Consider the following 19,895-nt stretch of genomic DNA (forward strand, 5'->3'; position numbering starts at 1 on the left):
GGTCAGACGGCGTTCTGGTGCTGACGCTGCGCTTCGAAGAAGTCGGCCCAGGAGTCGACTTCGGGGTGCTGCTTGAGCAGCGCCCGGCGCTGACGTTCGGTCATCCCGCCCCACACGCCGAATTCGACGCGGTTGTCGAGGGCGTCGGCGCCGCACTGCAGCATCACCGGGCAGTGCCGGCAGATGACTGCGGCCTTGCGCTGGGCGGCGCCGCGGACGAACAACTGATCGGGGTCCACTTCACGGCATCGGGCTTTCGATACCCATGCGATGCGTGCTTCTGCTTGGTCTACGTCGAGCCGGGCCATCGGGGTGGTCATGTGCATTCAGTTGCCCCTTACTCTCCGAACGCCGTGTCACGGGGTCCTGGAAGGCGCGCAGAATCGGCGGCGTAGCACGACGGATCTGCACCACATTCCTATTCAGGTGTTATCTGCATCACACTGAGGACTCAATCTAGGTAAAGACTTCCCCGGATGCAAGGCGGAGAAACACTTTTCTGGTACGCCCGTGCATCACTGCACGTCGGAGGGCTTTTGCCAGCGCAACGCACACACGGGAACGCGTGCGCCGGGGTCTGCGCCCCGGGGTGGCACGTACTGTGTAGACGTGTCGATCGGAAAAACGGTGGCGAAGCTCGCAGGATGCACGGCACTGGGCGGAGTCCTGCTGGCCGGTGTGATGTTCCCGGCGGCCGGAGGCTTCGGCTACGTGTCGAACCGCGCCGCGGACACGGTGGACAACAGTTCCGCCGAACTCGTCGAGGGTGTGGTGCCGGCGGTCACCACGATGACCGATGCGGCGGGTACCCCCATCGCCTGGCTCTACGACCAGCGCCGGTTCGAGGTGCCGAGCGACCAGATCTCCAACGAGATGAAACTCGCCATCGTCTCCATCGAGGACAAGCGCTTCGCCGAACACCAGGGCGTGGACTGGCAGGGCACGATCCGCGCCTTCCTCACCAACACCACCAGCGGTCAGGTCGAGCAGGGCGCGTCCACGATCGACCAGCAGTACGTGAAGAACTACCTGCTCCACGTGGTCGCCAAGACCGACGCCGAGCGGCGCGCGGCGATCGAGACGACGCCCGCGCGCAAGATCCGGGAGATCCGGATGGCGCTGACGCTCGACGACGAGCTGACCAAGGACGAGATCCTCACCCGCTACCTGAACCTCGTGCCGTTCGGGAACGGGTCCTTCGGCGTGCAGGACGCCGCCCAGACGTACTTCGGCATCGACGCGAAGGATCTGAACGTCACCCAGTCCGCGATGCTCGCCGGCATGGTGCAGTCCAGCTCCGCGCTGAACCCGTACACCAATCCGGACGGCGTGCTGGCGCGACGCAACGTCGTGCTCGACACGATGATCCAGAACATCCCCGAGCGCGCCGCCGAGATCCGGGCCGCGAAGGAGCAGCCGCTCGGCGTCCTGCCCGAGCCGAAGACCCTGCCGCGCGGCTGCATCGCGGCGGGCGACCGCGGGTTCTTCTGTGAGTACGCCCTGCAGTACCTGGCCGAGGCCGGGTTGTCGCGCGAGCAGATCGACAAGGGCGGGTACCTGATCCGCACCACGCTCGACCCCGAGATCCAGGGCTCGGTCAAATCGTCGCTGGACAGGTTCACCAGCCCGACCGTCGATGACGTCGCGACGGTGATGAACGTGATCCGGCCCGGGGAGGATTCGCACCGCGTCCTGGCGATGGGGTCGAGCCGCGTGTACGGCCTCGACGGCGGGGCCTCGCAGACGGTGCAGCCGCAGCCGTACTCGCTGACCGGTCACGGCGCCGGCTCGGTGTTCAAGATCTTCACCGTCGCGGCGGCGATGGAGAAGGGCCTCGGCACCAGCGCCGTGCTGGACGTGCCGTCCCGCTACAACGCCCGCGGCCTCGGCGACGGCGGTGCCCCCGGATGCCCGCCGGCCACCTACTGCGTCGAGAACGCCGCACCGTACCCGGCGAAGCTGTCGGTGCCGGACGCGCTCGCACAGTCCCCCAACACCGCCTTCGTCAAGCTGATCGAGGCCACCGGTGTGGACGCGGTCGTCGACATGTCGGTGCGGCTGGGCCTGCGCTCGTACGCGCAGCCCAACACGTCCGGCTTCGGCGAGCAGAGCATGGTCGACATGCAGAAGGCCCAGCACCTCGGCTCGTTCACGCTCGGCCCCACCTGGGTGAACCCGCTGGAGCTGTCGAACGTCGCCGCCACGCTGGCCTCGCACGGCAAGTGGTGCCCGCCGACGCCGATCGACGCCGTGTTCGACCGCGACGGCAAGCCCGTGCCGATCACCCAGCAGGCGTGCGAGCAGGTCGTCGAACCGGGGCTGGCCGACACCCTCGCCACCGCCCTGAGCAAGGACACCGCGGGCGGTGGTACGGCGTCCGGTGCGGCCGGATCGGTGGGCTGGAACCTGCCGGTGGCGGCGAAGACCGGAACGACCGAGTCGCACATGTCGTCGGCGTTCGTCGGGTTCACGAACAACCTGGCCGGGGCGGTCTACACCTACGGCGACTCCCCCACACCGGGGCAGATCTGCAGCGGACCCGTGCGCCCGTGCTCCGACGGCAATCTGTTCGGCGGCACCGAGCCGGCCCGCACCTGGTTCACGGCACTGCTGCCCGTCGCGAACAAGTTCGGGCCCACCGAGTTGCCGCCCGCGGACCAGAAGTACGTGCGCGGCGCCGGCAATGCCCAGGTGCCCAACGTCGTGGGTCTGAACCGTCAGCAGGCGAGCCAACGGCTGATCGACGCCGGCTTCCAGGTGACGGAGACAACGGTCAAGGCGGAGGGCCGCAGCGGCACCGTCGCCTCGGTCTCCCCGTCGGGGTCGGCCGTCCCGGGGTCCACGGTGACGATCTTCGTCAGCGACGGCTCGGTGCGCGCCGCGCCACCGAGCCCGAGCGCGACCCCCGGCCGACCGACCGAGAGCCAGGTGCCGGACACGACGGTGCCGGCCGCGCCGGCACCCATCCCGGGACGATGACCGTCACCCGTCCGGTCGCGCGACGACCGGACGGGGTCTTCGGCTACAGGCGCGACTTGACGGCGGCGGACAGGCGCTTGCCGTCGGCCTTCCCGGCGGCGATCGCGGTCGCGGCCTTCATGACCTGACCCATCTGCCGCGGCCCGGGCCGCTCCCCGATCTCCTCGGCGACCTGCGCGATGGCGGTATCCGCGACGTCGGCCAGTTCGGCGTCGGTGAGCGGCGTCGGCAGGTACTCGTCGATGATGCGGGCCTCGGCGTGCTCCTTGGCCGCCAGTTCGCCGCGACCGTTCTCGGTATACACCTCGGCAGCCTCGCCGCGCTTCTTCGCCTCGCGCGCGAGCACCTTCACGACGTCCTCGTCGGTGAGCTCGCGCGCCTGCTTGCCGGCGACCTCCTCGGTCTGGATCGCGGCAAGCAGCATGCGCAGCGTGGTGATCCGCAGCGGATCCTTGTCCTTCATCGCGGCCGTGAGGTCGGCGCGGAGCGTGGACTTGAGCGAGGACGTGGTGTCGGACATGCCTCGACGCTACGCGGCGCCCCGCGAACCCGTGCGCGGACGAGCCCCGGCGGTACGCTGGAGACGTGCCAGACGTTCCCACTCTTCGACGTGCCGCGATCGGCGCGGCCGGTGCCGCCGCCCTGGGCCTCGGCTACGCGACGCTCATCGAGCGCAACGCCTTCGCCCTGCGGGAGGTGACCCTCCCGGTCCTTGCGCCGGACGCCTCGACGCTGCGCGTGCTGCACCTGACCGACATCCACATGACGCCCGGGCAGCGGCTCAAGCAGAACTGGCTCCGCGAACTCGATCGCCTCGAACCCGACCTCGTGGTCAACACCGGCGACAACCTTGCGCATCCGAAGGCTGTGCCCGCCGTCGTGCAGGCGCTCGGCGGTCTGCTCGCCCGGCCGGGGCTGTTCGTCTTCGGCAGCAACGACTACTTCGGGCCCCGGGTGAAGAACCCGCTGAAGTACTTCGACCGCGACCACGAGCGCGTACACGGCGTGCCGCTGCCCTGGAGCGATCTGCGCGCCGCGTTCAGCGAGCGCGGCTGGCTCGACGTCACGCACGTGCACCGCGAACTCGAGATCGCCGGGGTGCGCATCAGCGCGGCCGGTGTCGACGACCCGCACATCGACCGGGACCGGTACGACACCGTCGCGGGTCCGGCGAACCCGGTGGCGGATCTGCGGCTGGGGCTGACCCACTCACCCGAGCCGCGCGTGCTGGACCGGTTCGCGGACGACGGCTACGACCTCGTGCTGGCGGGCCACACCCACGGGGGCCAACTGTGCCTGCCGCTGGTCGGCGCGCTGGTGACCAATTGCGGGCTGGACCGGTCGCGGGTCAAGGGCGTGTCGCGCTGGGGCTCGCACATGCGGTTGCACGTGTCGGCGGGCATCGGCACGTCGCCGACGGCCCCCGCCCGGTTCTGGTGCCGGCCCGAGGCGACGCTGCTGACGCTGATCCCGGCCCCCCGCGAGCAGGCTCGCAGCACCGCGGACGCGGGCACCCGGAGCACGTTTTCACCGCACTGACCAGGCGATTTAACCGTCACCCCGATCGTGCTGTAAGCTAACCGAGGTTCGAAACGGGGTGTGGCGCAGCTTGGTAGCGCGCTTCGTTCGGGACGAAGAGGTCGTGGGTTCGAATCCCGCCACCCCGACTCGTGAAGGACCTGATCGGGGCCCCTTCTCCATCCGGAGAAGGGGCCCCGATCCCGTTCTCCGGGTCTCGGCACGACGCGCCCGACGCGATCGTGACGTACGGTGAGCAGACCGGCACGTTTCCCGCCTCGAGCGCCCGGCTCGACGCCTCCCGGTGACAAGTCGGCCTCCTCGAGGCCGCGCAAGGAGCGTCTCATGACGCACAACCACGCCATCACCCACAGCAACGGGAATCGCTCCGGCCCTCCCGAGCGCCCCCTACCGTCGCGACGCCCCCCTGCTCGATTTCCCACACCGACCCAGACTCCCCGCTTCCTGCTCCGGCCGAACTCGGCACCACCGTCCTCGATCGACGGCTCGTGGTTCCCCGTGGACCGCGAACCTCACCGATGAGCTGGACGACCTGATCTCCGCGCTCACCCTGCGACTCGGCCCCGTGGCCCGGGTCTGCTTCGACTGGAACGCCCTGCAGATATCGCGAAAGCGAATCGACGAGTTCGACCTCGACTCCGGCGGTATCGCACTGCGCGAGCCGGCACCCGGACAACCACCGCACACGATGTACTTCCTCGGATGCAACGGCACCCAACTCGTGCTGGTACTCCTGCACCCCGACACCGAACCGGATCACGCCTACGGCATCATGCGCACGTTGGCGGATTCGTAGGTCCGGCCGGCGCCGGCGGCTCATCCGGAAGGCCGACCGTCCCCGGAGTCCAGTATTGCCCTGAGGCCGGAAAAGAGGAGGTCGAGGCCGCGTTCGAATTCGGCGGCGCCGTCGTAGGAGGCCAGTATCGGCGCGAGACTGCGCAGGAGAGGGAATTCGACGATCGGCAGGCGATGCAGTCCCAGGCGGAGCAGGTCGTCGGACTCCTCGGGCCGCTCGACGAGTTCCTGCAGCTCGTCGAGGACGTGACCGTGGAGGAATCCGAACAAGGCCCGGTAGACGTGCAACGCATCGGCCGCGGAGAAGCCGGCCCGGGTGAGCAAGGTCAGGATGCCTTCGAGCGGACGCAGCGTGCCGAGCGGCCGCAGCGCGAGGGGTGTGGCCAGGGGGCGGGTGACCAGCAACGGAACCACGCGCGGGTGATCGAGGGCAAGTTGACGGAAATCCCTTGCAACCGTGCGCAGTTGATCTTCCCAGTCACCGTCGCAGGGGTCGACGGCCAGTTGCCCGAGGACGATTTCGGCGACTCCGTCGAGGAGGGCGGCCTTGTTCGGCGCGTGACGGTAGAGGGTCATCGGATCCCGGCCGAGAGCCTTGCCGAGGCGGCGCATCGAAAGCCCCTCGACGCCGTCGCGATCGATGATCGCGAGCGCAGACGCAAGGATCAATTCCCGGGCTCGAGTGTTCCCGCCGGACCTGCCGTCGTCGGATCCGATCGAGCGGCCCGCGGGAACCTTCGGCATCACGGACTCCTCTCCGTTCGCCTCCACTGTAGCCCTATGTCGTATGTCTACAGTGTTGACACCTCGGGCGCTGCGGGTGTTGACTGGGTCTACACCCCAGGCCCCGGAGGCCGCCATGATCAACGTTCTGCGACCGAACCCCCTGCTCGCTGCTGCGATCGTCGGGCCCGGAGGGCCGAGCGACAGCGAGCGGGCACACGGCTCCACGGGGTACGCCGTGGCAGTCCGCCGCGACTACTACTGATTCAGTCCTGCCGTGCGGGGCCGAATCCGGCATCGCGCGTTGCGGACTCGATACGGGAAGAACACGATGGCGATCTCCGACATCAAGGAATACGCGCACCTCACCGCGGAAGACGTCGAGGCTCTGAGCAACGAGCTGAACGGGATCCGCCGGGATGTCACCGAGTCGCTCGGCGCGGCGGACGCCGCCTACATCCGGCGCGCGATCGCCTTCCAGCGTGCACTGGATGTCGCCGCGCGGCTGATGATATGCGCCAGCAAGGCGCCGGCCGTGTGGGTGCTGGGGGTGACGGCCCTCGCCGGGGCCAAGATCGTGGAGAACATGGAGATCGGCCACAACGTCTCGCACGGGCAGTGGGACTGGATGAACGACCCGGAGATCCACTCCACCACATGGGAATGGGACATGGCCGGGCTCTCCTCACAGTGGCGGTACTCCCACAACTACCGCCACCACGTCTTCAACAACGTCGTAGACATGGACGACGACCTCGGCTTCGGCGTCATCCGGATCACCCGCGACCAGCCTTGGCATCCGGGCAATCTGGCGCAACCGCTGCGAAACCTGCTGTTGGCAACCACATTCGAGTGGGGAATCGCACTGCACGGTCTGCACTCCGTGAACGAGCACGCCGGCAGCGCGGCCGAGAAGACCGACCACAACCGGGCACTGCTGGGAAAGGTTGTCCGCCAATCGCTCAAGGACTACCTGGTCTTCCCCGCCCTCAGCGGTCGTCGCTGGCGGCGCACCCTGACGGCCGGTCTGGCCGCGAATCTGCTCCGGAACCTGTGGTCGTACGTGGTGATCTTCTGCGGGCACTTTCCGGACGGCGCCGAGAAGTTCACCCTCGTCGAGCTCGAGCGCGAGACAAGGGCGGAATGGTATCTCCGGCAGATGCTCGGAAGCGCCAATTTCCACGCCGGTCCGGTGATGGCCTTCATGAGCGGTAACCTCTGCTACCAGATCGAGCATCACCTGTTCCCGGACCTGCCCAGCAACCGCTACGCAGAGATCTCCACGAAGGTCCGGGCGCTGTGCGAGAAGTACGATCTGCCGTACACCACCGGCTCGCTCGTCCGGCAGTACCTTCTGACGCTGCGCACGATCCACAAGCTCGCTCTGCCTGATCGATTCCTGCGCGCGACCTCCGATGACGCCCCGGAAACCGCCTCCGAACTGAAGTTCCGCTCCCCGACTACCGCGCCGGCCGTTCCGCCGGCAGCCCCGCGACCCGGCCGTCGGGCATTTCTGCGGACCCTGCACATCGACCGGCGCAACCGCCGGCGAGGGACCCCGACAACGGGTTGATCCTCCCGGGGGTGGGGCCACGGAGGATATGAGGCAAGGATAGCCTGCCCTCATGCACAAGCTCAGACACCTCGGCCGCCTCACCGCCGCGGCCCTGCTCGTCACCTTCACCGTCGCGGCGTGCGGCGGCGCGGCCGAGTCGACCCGCGACACCGGCTCCGGCAACACCGACGTGGCCACCGGCGGCCGGCTGTTCGCCACCGCCGACGAGGAGACGGCGAAGCTCGGTAGCGAGGCGGAACCCGGCCGGTTCCCCCGCGTGGTCACCCACGCTCTCGGCGAGACGGAGATCGCGGCCAAGCCGCAGCGCGTCGTCGTGCTCGACGGCGGCGAACTCGACGACGTCCTCTCCCTCGGCCTCACACCCGTGGGCCTCGCGAGTCCCGAGGGCGCGGCGGAGCAGCCGTCGTACCTCGCGGACCGGCTCGCCGGTGTGGCCGACGTGGGCACGATCAACAACCTCGATCTCGAGGCCATCGGCGCGCTGCGGCCGGATCTGATTGTCGGCAGCAAGCTCCGCGCGGACAAGATGTACCCGCAGCTGTCCGCCATCGCCCCAACCGTGTTCTCGATCCGGCCCGGTTTCCCGTGGAAGGAGAATTTCCTGCTCGTCGCGGACGCGCTGGGCGAGGAGGAGAAGGCCGAGTCCGTCCTCAACGCCTACCAGACCCGCGCCGACGAGGTGCGGGACTCGATCCAGGGCGATCCGAGCATCTCGCTCGTGCGGTTCATGTCCGGCAAGATCCGCCTGTACGGGAACCTCTCGTTCATCGGCGTCATCCTGCAGGACGTCGGGCTGCGACGTCCGCCGGTCCAGGACATCGAGGAACTTGCGGCCGAGGTCAGCCCGGAAACGATCACGGAGGCGGACGGCGACCGGATCTTCTACTCGAGCTACGGCAGGGAAACCGACGAGGCGGCGGTCGTCGGCGGCCCGCTGTGGTCGAGCCTCACAGCCGTGCAGCAGGGGCGCGCCGTCGCGGTGAGCGACGAGACGTGGTTCCTCGCACTCGGCCCGACCGGCGCGATGCTCGTTCTCGACGACCTCGAGCGATTGCTCGCACGGCAGTAACCGAGATCGGCGTCAGATCGTCACCTCGTCGCGCCAACAGGTCAGCAGCGCGGCGTCACCGAACACGTCGAATCGATCGAGGGACGCCCGGTTCCACAGGAGGAGCAGCAGATCCGACGCCGGCCCGCGGACCGCGACGTCCCCCTCGGCGTGGGTGTGGACGACGGAAGGTTCGTCGGCATCGAAGGTGATCAACCATTCGCCCTCGCCGGCGGCGAGGGCGGGGTCGGTCGCATGCAGGTGCATCGTCTTCCCCGACCCGGCCGGCGACCCGGCACTCCCCGCCCCACCGAGGGCCCCCGCGCCGCCGAGGGCACGGAACGGGAGCAGCACCCCGAAGAGTTCGTCGATGCCCTCGACGGCCAGCGCGGTGTCGACGGGCGTGGTGCCCTCGCCCGCGGCGAGTTCGGCGTCGATCCGGTGCAGCGCAGTCTCGACCGCCATGCGACGGACCCAGAACGAAGCCGGTTGCGGTCCGGCGAAGGTCTGCTCGTCGACGTGCGGATCGGCCGATTGCACGGCCTCCGTCAGCTCCTCGAGTCCGTCCCGCACCCATGCGACGACGGCGGCCCCGGCCGGAGCCGGGGGGATCTCGGTGCGACCGCCGGTGCGCAACCAGCCCGCCGCGTTCCGGTGCACTCGGCCGACGTGCCCGAGAAGCCGTTCGACGGACCAGCGCGGGCAGGTCGGGACCGGCCGGTCGAGCCGGCCTTCGCCGGCGGCGAGCAGCCGCTCGGTGTCTGCGCGCAACAGCGCCGGATAGGAGGCTCGATCCATCCCTCGATTATGGGTGGCTCCCCCGTCTCGCCGAAGCCCCGGCGCGCCGGGTGGGACCACGCGGTCAGCGGGCCGTCTCGCGCACTCGCAGTGTCACCACGTCGAGGGACTCGCCGACGTCCGAGAGCCCGTCGGATTTGCGGGCGGTGACGGCACCGAACTCGACCGTCTCCACACCGTGGGTGCCGGCGAAGGCGTACAGGCCGTAGGTGCCGTTCGCCGCACTGTCGCTCACCGTGAAGGCGATTCGCTCCTCGCGGGTCTCCCCCGGCGCCAGATCGACGTCGATCGGGCCCAGGACCGGTTCGCCTTCCTCGCCGTTCGGACGGACCGCGCTGCCCCACACCTGACCCGTGTAGGGCGCGTCGCCGGGTGCTTCGACGAGCATGGTGGCTTCGATCACCCCGCCCGAGGCGGGCAGCGTCGTGGCCGTGTCGGCCGTGAGCGAGACGCGCACGGGAAGATCCGTCCGGGGAACGTCGGGGCGGGTCGACGACGGGGACCCGTCGCCGATCTCCGGCCAGCCGTTGGCCCACACGATCCGGTCGATCATGCCCTCCCGTCGCTGGGCACCGCTGGGAAGCTGGAGATCGTCGCGGGGAATCGCGTGGTAGACGATCCAGTCGTCGCCGGCGTCGTCGGTCACCACCGTGTTGTGCCCGGGTCCCGCCCACGGATCACTGCCGGCCAGGATGAGCGCGCCGCCACCGCCGTCGAGGTCGTCACCCTTGCGGTCGACGTACGGGCCGGTCAACGACTCGGACCGGCCGACGAGCACCCGGTAGGCGGTGTCTGCGCCGTTGCAGCAGTGGCCGGAGGAGAGGAACAGGTAGTAGTAGCCGTCGCGGTATTCGACGTGCGGCCCCTCGAAGCGTTCGTCCGCGACCCGGACCGGTTCGCCTGCGGGCGCGGTTCCGTCCGCGGCGAGCGGGATGGCGTAGACGCCCTTGAAGTTCCCGACGAACATCGTCTTCGTCGTGCCGTCGTCCCACACGAACGGATCGATCGTGCCCTGGACGCCGACGTCCTCGGCACAGAACACGGGGCGGCCCAGGTCGGTCCACGGGCCGGCCGGTCCGGGTGCGGTGGCGAGGCCGATGCACGGATTCGCCCCGTCCGGCAGCGCGTAGTAGAGGCTGTACCCGGTGTCCGACTCGATCACGTGGGGAGCCCAGACGTAGTTGTTCGCCGGATGCCATCCGGGAATCTCGGAGAACACGTCGTCGACGTACATCCAGTCCGTGAGGTCGAAGGACTTGAAGACGGACATCCCCCGCAGTCCCCGGCCGTCGCCCCAGTCGTCGCCCGTGGTGTACATGTAGTACGCCCCGTCGGGCGCCCGCACGATGCTGGGGTCGGCCGCGACGGGCTCGACGATCGGGTTCGCCGCGGCGGGTGGCGCCGGCGCGATCAGGAAGGCGAGCAGCGACATCGCGGCCGCGACGGATCCACGGCGGACGTGGCGTCGAGCCGCGTGGTGACCGCCCGCCTTCTTCCCCGTCTCGAACTTCCGCACGTCGCTCCCACCGTCGACTCACATGGAACGGGGCAAATGTATACGGATGTGACTGGTGTGGGAGTTGTGAAAGGCGCAAGCGGCCGGATCGAAACCGAACCGTGCCCTCGGACCGTACCGGAACCCCCTCCCGTGGCCCCTACACCGGCGGCAGCAGCCGGTCCAGGAAACCGTTGCTGAACACCCGGTGCGGATCGTGCCGATCGAACGCCGCGCGCGCCGCGTCCCAGCCCTCGTCGGCGGACAGTCCGGTGCGGTACATCGCCGGGATCGTCTCGCCGAGGAACCGCGAATCCCGGTGCCCCCCCTGCTCGTCGAACGCCCAGCCCTTCGACCACTCGGACCGGAAGGCGGCGTAGTCACCGGAGTAGTGGTCGGCCATCCACTGCTCCATCTCCCGGAAGAACGCGGACTGCCCCGCGGTGCCGGGAATGGAGACGACGTTCATCCAGATGGCAGTGTCCCAGTCGGGCCGGTCGGGACGGGGACGCACGGCCGACAGATTCGGCGCTCCGGCCGAATCGACGAGCACCTCCGACTGGTCGTCGACGGTGCACAGTCGCACCTCGAACGGCATGTTGACCGGATACTGCCCGAGCGAGGCGTAGTGGGCCATTCGCTCGTGCAGCCAGGTGGTGAACTCGTGGACGACGCGGGCGATGTTCGCGCGCCGCGTGACGACCACCCCACCGCCGGCGATGACGCGCAGCGTAGTGGCCCGCAGGTAGAACAGCAGGTCCTTCGACCAGCCCCACAGGTCGGCGGTGCCGGTGGCGGCGAGACCGGCGGCGACGGCCCCGAACTGGCCGGCACCGAAGGCCGGGGTGGCAGCCTGCATCCCGCTCGCCACCCGGCCGAGAGGGGTGGTGACCTCCTCGGGGATGCTGTCGGAGAAGAAGTAGTTGTACGGGCCGTGCACCTCGCGCGCGGTCGGTGGCTTCTCGGGGCACACCGACCAGATCTTCAGCCACGGCGTCTCGGTGAAGGGGAACCAGATCGCCTCGACGCGGCCGGACTCCTCGACGAACCGCTCGAAGGTACGGCCCGGGGAACCGGGCGGGGCGAACAGTTCCTGCCACGGCACGTCGGTGAAACTCTGGCAGCGCAGCCGGTAGTTGGCCCCGGCCTGCAGGGTCACCGAGGTGACGAAGCTGCGGCCCAGGTGGGCGAGCAGGGGCGTGATCTCGGGTTCGGACCGACGGAACTCACGCAGTTCGTAGGCGCCGGCGGCGGCGTTCCACACGACGGCGGTGAGGGCGACGACGAGGTTCGACAGCGAGCCGAACGACTGGCCGGGGAGCGCACGCTCCCCCGCGGCCGGATAGGTGGCGCCGTGCGCGCCGATCGACAGCGCGCCCGCGATGGTGATGTCGCCGATCGCGGGGGCATTGGCCCAGCCGAGGCCGTGCTGTTCGAGCGCGGCGAGGATCGACTCGATGCTCGCACCCGCGCCGGCGGTGACGGTGGCGGGTGTTCCCGCGGGATCGACGGTGACGGCGTTCAGGTGCACCATCGTGTCGATCAGCACGATCTTCTCGACGCTCTCGCCGGGCACGACGGTCAGCGGGCTCCAGCTGTGCATGGTGCCGCGCGGCCGGACGCGGTAACCGTGGGCGCGGGCCCAGTCGGCGATGCGCACGACGTCGTGCGCATCGCGTGCGGTGGCGGTCCACACCGCGTCGAAGCGGATCGTCCGGGCCCAGTTCTCGAAGCGCTGCTGGGCCAGCGGGATGTCTGCGGGGAACTCCGGCGGTGCCGGAATGGTGGCGCGCGGATCGCCGGCCGGGACCGCACCGGCGGGGGTCCAGGCGAGGCCGGTCAGTGCGACGGCACCGGCGGCACCGGCGGCGCCGAGGAGGGCTCGTCGGCTGAGGGTCGTGGTCGAGGCGGGGTCGCCGTCCGTCCGGGCGTCGCGGGGGTCCACCGGGCTGGGCTCCGATCTGGGAAGAGGCAGAAACAGAGCAAAAATAGAACAAGTTCTCTTTCGATGCCAGTGGTTCCGTAATGCGCCGCCGAACCGGCTGAACGCCGCCGTCCACGACCGGAGCGAGGACGTAGGACCCTAGCCCCGCACCCGGTCACGGGCAGACAGTGGCAAGTGCCGTTGCACGGCGGCGACAGCGTGCCGTTGCACGGCGGCGACAGCGTGCCGTTGCACGGCGGCGACAGCGTGCCGTTGCACGGCGGCGACAGAGCGCCGTTGCACGGCGGCGACAGAGCGCCGTTGCACGGCGGCGACAGAGCACCGCCGGCCGCCGGTGAACGGACAGGCCCGGAAGGGAACGCCATGACGTCCACCACGATCGATACCGGCATGTACACCTCGTCCAACCCACCGTGGCGCGAGGTGCGGGTCATCACGGCGCTGGCGAGGTATGGCGGGCTGACGTCGCTGTTCGTCTGGGACCATTTCCAGGAGTTCTTCCCGACCGCCCTGTGGGACAGGACCTTCACCCGCTTCAGCGACCAGGTGTCGAGTCCGCACGAGGTGTTCGACTACCAGACCCTGCTCGGGGCACTGGCGGCCCCTGCGGGGAGGATGCGGCTCGGGGTGGCAGTGAGCGAGCCGATCCGGCGCCACCCGGTGCTGCTCGCTCAGGCCGCCCTGACCCTGGCGCATCTGACCAAGCGCGCGCCGATCCTCGGCCTGGGCTGCGGGGAGCGGATGAACATCGACCCGTACGGGTTGTCGCAGGCCCACCCGGTCGACCGACTCGCCGAAACCGTGCAGATCGTCCGCCGCTGCTTCGACTCGCACGGCCCGTTCGACTTCCACGGCACGCACTTCCACCTGGACGGGGCGGTGATGGACCTGCAGGCCCCACCCGGGCGCACCCCGGAGATCTGGATCGCCGCCCACGGACCTCGGATGCTGCAGTTGACCGGGCGCTACGGCGACGGGTGGCTGCCGATGACCATCGCACTGCGCACCCCGGACGAGTACGCGGCGAAACTGGCGCGCATCCGTACCGCCGCCACCGAGGCCGGTCGCGACCCCGACCGGATCGTGCCGGCGTTGGTGGCCTACATCCTCGTCGCCCCCACACAGAAGCGGGCGCAGGCGATGCTGCACAGCCGGATGATGCGGTACTGGACGCTGCTGTTCTCCGCCGAGCACTGGGCTGCGGCCGGCGCGGTACATCCCTTCGGGCCGGAGTTCCGCGGCTCGGTCGACGTGATCCCGGAACGCTACGACCGGGCCCGGTGGGAGGAGGCGCTCGCGGCGGTGCCCCCGGAGGTCACCGAATACGGATTCCTCGTCGGCACACCGGGCCGGATCACCGCGCGGTTGCGGGAGTTCGGGGAGGCCGGGCTGCGGCATGTGGTGCTCGTCCCCACGTCGGCCTACCTGTCGCTGCAGGACTGGGCGTACACAGTGCCCGCCATGTATCGCATCGCCGCGTCGCTGCGCAGGTGAGCACCCTCGAGGACCTACACGCCGACGGCCTCCCGCAGGAGTTCCGGCGCGCCGTCGATCGACCACACCGCCATCGCGAACGCGGCGATCGTCAGCCCTGGACCGAGGATCGCCAGCTCGAAGGCGCCGCCGGCGCGGATGGCAAGGAACCCGGGCATCTTGATCTCCCACCAGCGCTCGCCGCGCCACGGCAGGAACGGCGCGAGGAACGGTATGCCCTCCTTGGTGACGGCGTCGCCCAGGCAGTGCGTCGCGCATCCCAGCGCCACTGCCACCCCGAGGCCCACCGAACCGACCTCTCCGGGGAACCAGTTCCACATGAGCACCGACAGCACCGCCGAGGTCGCGGTCACCACGAGCCAGCCGTTGCGCTTGGCCCATCCGTCCGCGAGCCCGCGCAGCGCCAGGCCGAGCGTGACGAACAGGACGGCGACGACCGCGACCCGGTCGAACCGGGCGACAAGCGTCGACACCCCCGCCCCCAGCAGGCCCGCGAACAGGGCCGTGTGCGTCAGCGTGCGATGCCCGCCGCGACGGCTGCGGTCGCGGCGGCCCTTGGTGAGCGTGTAGTAACCGAGCGAGAGGTTGTCGATGCCGCGCGCCGCGACCTGACTCACCGGCCCGAAGGACCGCGCCACCGTCGACTGGGGCGTGTCGAGATCCGGCAGGAGGGCCGAACCGGCGCAGACCGCGGCGAACGCGAACGTCTCGGCCGTGGATGTGGGCCCGCCCCACTCGCGGGGCAGCACGTCGGCGACGAGGAGGCCGACCAGCGCCCCGGACACCGCGTGGGTGGGACCCATGACCATCGCTGCAGGCACCTTTCGATCGAAGAACGAACCGATGCCAACGTAGCAATCACATCCGACACTTCAGTAACACAGGTGTTCGATCGCCCGGCGCACACGAAGGGCCACCCGCGGGAACGGGTGGCCCTCTCGCACTCGACGGCTCAGGCGAGCTGCGCCTGCCACATCCAGTGCGCCTGCTCGAGGCCGGCGGTCTGGGCGATGAGCAGGTCCTGCGTGACCGGGTCGGCCTCGTCCGTCGCCGCGATGCGCTCGCGCAGGCGTCCGATGACGGCCGCGAGGTTGTCGGTGATCGCCGCGACGACCTGCTCGTCCTTGGTCCAGCCCGCGCCGAAACCCGTGGTGCCGGAGTCCTGGGCGACGGTGGTGGCCCGTCCGTCCGGGCTGACGCCGATCGCCGTGAGGCGCTCCGCCACCTCGTCGGTGTAGGTGCGGGCGGCCGTGACGATCTCGTCCAGCGCGAGATGCAGGCTGCGGAACTGCGGGCCGACGACGTTCCAGTGCGCCTGCTTGGCGATCAGGCTCAGGTCGATCATGTCGACGAGGGTGCCCTGCAGAGCGTCCCCGGCGACCTTCTGCTGGTCCGGGCTCAACGTGCTGGTGATCGGTCCGGTCATGATCCGAGCTCCTATCCGTGTCGATGTGCCTCCCGGCGGCGACGGACGTCGCGCGCCGGCCGTGCTTCGGACATATCTCCCCCGCTTCAACGCTCGACGCGGTGACCGAGTTCCGCGCGGCCGCAGGCAACGAAGTGGATACGGGGCCCCTTCGGCCCGGAGTGTCCGTGGCAGCCGCGGCCGCGCGGGCGGATGATGGAGGAAGAATCCGTATCGAGGGAGGACAGAGTGATGCAGACGGTCATCGTGTGGATACTGGCCACCCTCCTCTACTGGTGGGGCATTCTCTGACGGGAGGTCAGGCCCGGCCCGCCCGCACGCCCTCCTCGACCTTCTTGCCGAGGTCGGCGTCGACGTTCGACCAGTATTCGAAGATCCGCTCGTACAACGCCGCCGCGGTCCCCCCGAGGATGTGGCCGACGATGTTGCCCACCAGCCGCTCACGGGCCGCGTCGTCGAGCACCTCGCGGACCAGCGTGCCGGCCTGACCGAAGTCGTCGTCCTCGGCATGCCGGACGTAGCCGGCCCGCACCGCCTCGGTGCCGAACTCCCACAAACCTTCGTCGCCGGCGGCCTGCGGGTCGGCGTGCGGGCCGCCGAAGCTGTTCGGCGCATACACCGGGGTGCCCGGGTCGTTGAACGAGTACCGCATGGCGCCGTCCTTGGAATACGAGTTCACCTCGTTCCTCGGCGCGTTGACCGGCAGCTGCGCGTGGTTCGCGCCGATGCGGTAGCGGTGCGCGTCGGCGTAGGAGAACACGCGGCCGAGCAGCATCTTGTCCGGCGACAGGCCGATGCCCGGCACGATGTTCGACGGCGCGAACGCGGCCTGCTCGATCTCGGCGAAGAAGTTGCGCGGATTGCGATTCAGCGTCCAGGTGCCGACCTCGATCAGCGGATAGTCGCGCTGCGACCACACCTTGGTCAGGTCGAACGGGTTGAAGCGATACCCCTCCGCCTCGGCCACCGGCATGATCTGCACCTTCAGCGTCCAGCTGGGGAACTCGCCCCGCTCGATCGCGTCGTGGAGGTCGGCGCGGTGGTAGTCGGGGTCGGTGCCGGCGAGGCGGTCGGCCTCGTCCTGGGTGAGGAATTCGATGCCCTGGTTCGTCTTGAAGTGGTACTTGACCCAGAACCGCTCTCCCGCCGCGTTGACCCACTGGTAGGTATGGGAGCCGAAACCGTCCATGTGGCGCCAGGTTCGGGGGATGCCCCGGTCACCCATCAGCCACGTCACCTGGTGGGCGCTCTCGGGTCGCAGCGTCCAGAAGTCCCACTGCATGGTGTGGTCGCGCAGACCCGAACCGGGTAGCCGCTTCTGGGAGTGGATGAAGTCGGGGAACTTGATCGGGTCCTTGACGAAGAACACCGGGGTGTTGTTGCCGACGAGGTCGTAGTTGCCGTCCTCGGTGTAGAACTTCACCGCGAAACCGCGCGGGTCGCGCCACGTGTCGGGGCTGCCCTGCTCCCCGGCGACCGTCGAGAAACGCACGAGGGATTCGGTTTTCGCGCCCGGCTGGAACAGCTTGGCCTTGGTGTAGGCACTGACGTCGCCCGTGACGACGAGTTCGCCGAACGCGCCGCCGCCCTTGGCGTGCACGACACGCTCCGGGACCCGTTCGCGGTTGAAGTGGGCGAGCTTCTCGATCAGGTAGTGGTCGTGCAGCAGTACCGGGCCCTGCGTTCCTGCGGTGAGCGATTCGTCGTCGCTCGCGACCGGAATGCCGACGTTGTTGGTGGTGGGGCGGGGATTCGTCACGGTGATCCTCCTCTGGAAGGGTGCACGCTCCGCGCCACGTCGCCGCGGTGCGGGTCGTAGTGGAGAAATGGTGCGGGACTAAGAGTATGTCTCATTTGGCCAGTTTCTTGAAGCAGGTCAGCGCAGCAGCGAGTTGGAGAAAGGCAGCGAAGTGCTCACCGTGACGTTCGTAGCGCATCGTCAGCCGGCGGTAGCCGCTCAGCCACGCCAGGGTGCGTTCGATCTTCCACCGGTACCGCCCGAGACGCTCGCTGCTGTCGACGCCACGGCGAGCGATCCGCGGGACGATGCCCCGCTGACGCAGCCACCGACGGTGCACGGGGTAGTCGTAGCCCTTGTCCGCCCGCAACCGGCCGGGTCGCCGGCGCCGCGGACCACGACGCGACCGGACCGCCGGGATCGCGGCCACCATGGGCTGCAGCATGACACTGTCGTGGGTGTTCGCCGAGGTCACCGCGGTGACGAGTGGGATCCCGTCGGCGTCGGTGAGGATGTGGATCTTCGAGCCGTTCTTGCCCCGGTCGACCGGGCTGGGACCGGTCAGAGAGCCCCCCTTTTCGCCCGGACGTGCGCGGCGTCCAGGATCGCCGCGGACCAGTCCAGGTCCCCGCCGGCGCCGAGTCGGTCGAGGATTTGGCGGTGCAGCTCGTCGAACACCCCGGCCTTTGCCCAGGCCGCGAAGCGGCGGTGCGCGGTCGGGACGCTGACCCCGAACGACGGTGGCAGGTGCCGCCAGGCGCAGCCACTGGTGAGCACGTAGACGACGGCGGTGAACACCGCCCGATCATCGAGCGCCGCCCGGCCGCCGCCCTGCGGCCTCGGCGAGAACCGAGGCAGCAGCGGTTCGACGATCTCCCACAACGCATCCGGCACCAACCGAGTAGACAACGCATCGACCACGCCATGCATCATGCCGTACACAGGATCCGACCCATACAAGACACGCTCTAAGACTCTCGACAGTCGGAGCACAGTCCCCAGAACGTCACTTCGGCCTCGTCCACGACGTAGCCGTGGTCGTCCGAGGGTTCGAGGCACGGCGCCGCTCCGACGACGCACTCGATGTCGGTGACCGCGCCACAGCTGCGGCACACCAGGTGGTGGTGGTTGTCGCCGATCCGGGTCTCGTACCGGGCCGGCGAACCCGCGGGTTCGATGCGGCGCAGGAGCCCGGCCCCGACGCACGCCTTGAGCACGTCGTACACCGCCTGCGTGGAGACGGAGCCGAGTTCGCTCCGCACCGCGGCCGCGATCTCGTCCGCATCGGAATGGGGGTGCGCGGCAACCGCACCGAGCACGGCAACACGCGGAGCGGTCACCCGCAGACCCACGGAGCGCAGTTGCGCTGGGGGGTCGAGGTGCTCATCCGCTCGTTGCATGACCCCAGTATGCCCCTTTTCTGGAATTAGTCAAGAAAAGACGGGCGGAATCGGTCCGCACACGATCGCCTGATTCCGCACAACGGACCCGCCGGCCGGGTCTACCCTGCTTCTCAGCCCACCGGAAGAGGTTCGCCATGCGCACCAACCCGATCTCTCGCGCCTCCGGGATCGCGATCGCGGCCGGCACCGCGCTCACCCTGCTGCTCGGCTGCTCCAGCGGATCCGACACGGAATCCGAGCCCTACTCCTACGGCCCCACCGTCGAGGTCGGCGACGGCACGGCCCGCACCTACGTCGAGCAGGGCGACGACGGTGCCCCCGCGGCGATCGGGGTCCGCTTCTCGGCGACGGCGCTCGACGGCCTCTCCGACGCCCTCGAGGTGCACACGCTCGAGTTCCCGGCCGAGGCGGACGAGACCGCGTTCGACCACCTGACCATGGACTGGAACCCGCACGGGCACGAACCGGTGGGACTGTTCGACCAGCCTCATTTCGACATCCATTTCTACATGATCGGCGCCGAGCAGATTTCCGAGATCGACCCGGCCGCACCCGGGTACGCCGACGCGGCGGCCAACATGCCCGAAGCCCGGTACATGCCGGCCGACTACGTGCCCGCCGGTCCGCCGGAGATGGCGCTCGTCCCGCAGATGGGGATGCACTGGGTCGACGGCACCCTGCCGATCGCGCCGGGACAGTACGACTTCACCCAGATCCTCATCGAGGGATCCTGGGACGGGGAATGGACCTTCATCGAGCCGATGCTCACCCGCGACTGGCTGCTCACCCGGCCCACGATCGACGAGCCGGTGAAACAGCCCGAGGCCTATCAGCAGAGCGCGTACTACCCCACCACCTACTCGGTGAGCTTCGACGACCAGGCGCAGGAGTACGTCGTCGAACTCGGTGGACTCACCATGCGAGAGGAGTCGTGAC

At 69.3% G+C, this 19,895-nt stretch carries 19 protein-coding genes and 1 tRNA gene; 9 read left to right on the forward strand and 11 right to left on the reverse strand.

Features of this window, described 5'->3' with window-relative positions; genetic code table 11:
* Positions 1-2: 2 nt before the first annotated feature.
* Entirely contained in the window at positions 3-326 is a 324-nt protein-coding gene (locus tag G6039_RS09770; RefSeq protein WP_026137870.1) for a WhiB family transcriptional regulator, read from the reverse strand.
* A gap of 301 nt (positions 327-627) precedes the next feature.
* On the opposite strand from G6039_RS09770, the gene G6039_RS09775 reads away from it, so the two are divergent.
* On the forward strand, positions 628-2,979 hold the full coding sequence (locus G6039_RS09775) for a penicillin-binding protein (protein ID WP_029547209.1): 2,352 nt from the start codon (positions 628-630) through the stop codon (positions 2,977-2,979).
* Between the two features lie 43 nt (positions 2,980-3,022).
* On the opposite strand, the gene G6039_RS09780 is transcribed toward G6039_RS09775, so the two are convergent.
* Positions 3,023-3,499 carry a GatB/YqeY domain-containing protein gene (locus tag G6039_RS09780; protein ID WP_043796643.1) on the reverse strand — a complete coding sequence of 159 codons (477 nt, stop codon included), beginning with the start codon at positions 3,497-3,499 and terminating at the stop codon, positions 3,023-3,025.
* Between the two features lie 65 nt (positions 3,500-3,564).
* Here G6039_RS09780 and G6039_RS09785 point away from each other — a divergent pair, with 65 nt between their 5' ends.
* From G6039_RS09785 to G6039_RS30520, 3 genes are all read left to right on the forward strand, one after another.
* A complete protein-coding gene (locus G6039_RS09785; protein WP_029547208.1) occupies positions 3,565-4,518 on the forward strand; it encodes a metallophosphoesterase in 954 nt (317 codons plus the stop codon).
* A 54-nt stretch (positions 4,519-4,572) separates the two neighbouring features.
* A tRNA-Pro gene (locus G6039_RS09790) sits at positions 4,573-4,646 on the forward strand.
* A gap of 422 nt (positions 4,647-5,068) precedes the next feature.
* Complete coding sequence (locus tag G6039_RS30520; RefSeq protein WP_235193992.1) at positions 5,069-5,314, forward strand: DUF5994 family protein; 246 nt, start codon at positions 5,069-5,071, stop codon at positions 5,312-5,314.
* A 20-nt stretch (positions 5,315-5,334) separates the two neighbouring features.
* On the opposite strand, the gene G6039_RS09800 is transcribed toward G6039_RS30520, so the two are convergent.
* Entirely contained in the window at positions 5,335-6,057 is a 723-nt protein-coding gene (locus G6039_RS09800) for a TetR/AcrR family transcriptional regulator C-terminal domain-containing protein (protein ID WP_029547206.1), read from the reverse strand.
* A 115-nt stretch (positions 6,058-6,172) separates the two neighbouring features.
* On the opposite strand from G6039_RS09800, the gene G6039_RS31035 reads away from it, so the two are divergent.
* The 3 genes from G6039_RS31035 to G6039_RS09810 all read left to right on the forward strand — a co-directional run bounded on the left by G6039_RS31035 (position 6,173) and on the right by G6039_RS09810 (position 8,681).
* On the forward strand, positions 6,173-6,301 hold the full coding sequence (locus G6039_RS31035) for a hypothetical protein (RefSeq protein WP_255326696.1): 129 nt from the start codon (positions 6,173-6,175) through the stop codon (positions 6,299-6,301).
* Between the two features lie 66 nt (positions 6,302-6,367).
* Positions 6,368-7,609, forward strand: coding sequence for a fatty acid desaturase family protein (locus tag G6039_RS09805; protein ID WP_029547205.1), 1,242 nt, complete (start codon positions 6,368-6,370; stop codon positions 7,607-7,609).
* A gap of 52 nt (positions 7,610-7,661) precedes the next feature.
* Positions 7,662-8,681: an ABC transporter substrate-binding protein gene (locus tag G6039_RS09810; RefSeq protein ID WP_029547204.1), complete on the forward strand. Its 1,020-nt coding sequence runs from the start codon at positions 7,662-7,664 to the stop codon at positions 8,679-8,681.
* Positions 8,682-8,693: 12 nt separating this feature from the next.
* Here G6039_RS09810 and G6039_RS09815 read toward each other — a convergent pair whose 3' ends face one another.
* The 3 genes from G6039_RS09815 to G6039_RS09825 form a co-directional block, all read right to left on the reverse strand.
* Positions 8,694-9,458 carry a maleylpyruvate isomerase family mycothiol-dependent enzyme gene (locus tag G6039_RS09815; protein ID WP_029547203.1) on the reverse strand — a complete coding sequence of 255 codons (765 nt, stop codon included), beginning with the start codon at positions 9,456-9,458 and terminating at the stop codon, positions 8,694-8,696.
* A gap of 64 nt (positions 9,459-9,522) precedes the next feature.
* A complete protein-coding gene (locus tag G6039_RS09820; RefSeq protein ID WP_006945624.1) occupies positions 9,523-10,974 on the reverse strand; it encodes a family 43 glycosylhydrolase in 1,452 nt (483 codons plus the stop codon).
* A 139-nt stretch (positions 10,975-11,113) separates the two neighbouring features.
* The gene (locus tag G6039_RS09825; protein ID WP_029547202.1) at positions 11,114-12,898 is read right to left on the reverse strand and encodes a cholesterol oxidase substrate-binding domain-containing protein; all 1,785 of its coding nucleotides are present in this window, start codon (positions 12,896-12,898) and stop codon (positions 11,114-11,116) included.
* A gap of 363 nt (positions 12,899-13,261) precedes the next feature.
* Between G6039_RS09825 and G6039_RS09830 the strand changes: the two genes are divergently transcribed.
* Positions 13,262-14,392: an LLM class flavin-dependent oxidoreductase gene (locus tag G6039_RS09830; RefSeq protein ID WP_051445968.1), complete on the forward strand. Its 1,131-nt coding sequence runs from the start codon at positions 13,262-13,264 to the stop codon at positions 14,390-14,392.
* A 14-nt stretch (positions 14,393-14,406) separates the two neighbouring features.
* Here the strand turns inward: G6039_RS09830 and G6039_RS09835 are convergent, their stop codons facing one another.
* The 5 genes from G6039_RS09835 to G6039_RS09855 form a co-directional block, all read right to left on the reverse strand.
* The gene (locus G6039_RS09835; RefSeq protein WP_006945629.1) at positions 14,407-15,201 is read right to left on the reverse strand and encodes a metal-dependent hydrolase; all 795 of its coding nucleotides are present in this window, start codon (positions 15,199-15,201) and stop codon (positions 14,407-14,409) included.
* Between the two features lie 143 nt (positions 15,202-15,344).
* Positions 15,345-15,818 (reverse strand): Dps family protein, encoded by a 474-nt coding sequence (locus G6039_RS09840; protein ID WP_006945630.1) that lies wholly within the window; start codon positions 15,816-15,818, stop codon positions 15,345-15,347.
* 298 nt (positions 15,819-16,116) lie between these two features.
* Positions 16,117-17,577 (reverse strand): catalase, encoded by a 1,461-nt coding sequence (locus tag G6039_RS09845; protein ID WP_029547200.1) that lies wholly within the window; start codon positions 17,575-17,577, stop codon positions 16,117-16,119.
* A gap of 91 nt (positions 17,578-17,668) precedes the next feature.
* Positions 17,669-18,486 (reverse strand): IS5 family transposase gene (locus G6039_RS09850; protein ID WP_206530751.1). Its coding sequence is split into 2 segments (ribosomal slippage): positions 17,669-18,127 and positions 18,130-18,486, totalling 816 coding nucleotides; the frame shifts between segments, so codons are not numbered across the junction.
* Positions 18,487-18,524: 38 nt separating this feature from the next.
* Positions 18,525-18,956, reverse strand: coding sequence for a Fur family transcriptional regulator (locus G6039_RS09855; RefSeq protein WP_029547199.1), 432 nt, complete (start codon positions 18,954-18,956; stop codon positions 18,525-18,527).
* Positions 18,957-19,093: 137 nt separating this feature from the next.
* Here G6039_RS09855 and G6039_RS09860 point away from each other — a divergent pair, with 137 nt between their 5' ends.
* Entirely contained in the window at positions 19,094-19,894 is an 801-nt protein-coding gene (locus G6039_RS09860; RefSeq protein ID WP_006945633.1) for a DUF5602 domain-containing protein, read from the forward strand.
* Position 19,895 lies beyond the last annotated feature (1 nt).

This window comes from Rhodococcus aetherivorans, from assembly GCF_011058165.1.
Taxonomy (GTDB): domain Bacteria; phylum Actinomycetota; class Actinomycetes; order Mycobacteriales; family Mycobacteriaceae; genus Rhodococcus; species Rhodococcus aetherivorans.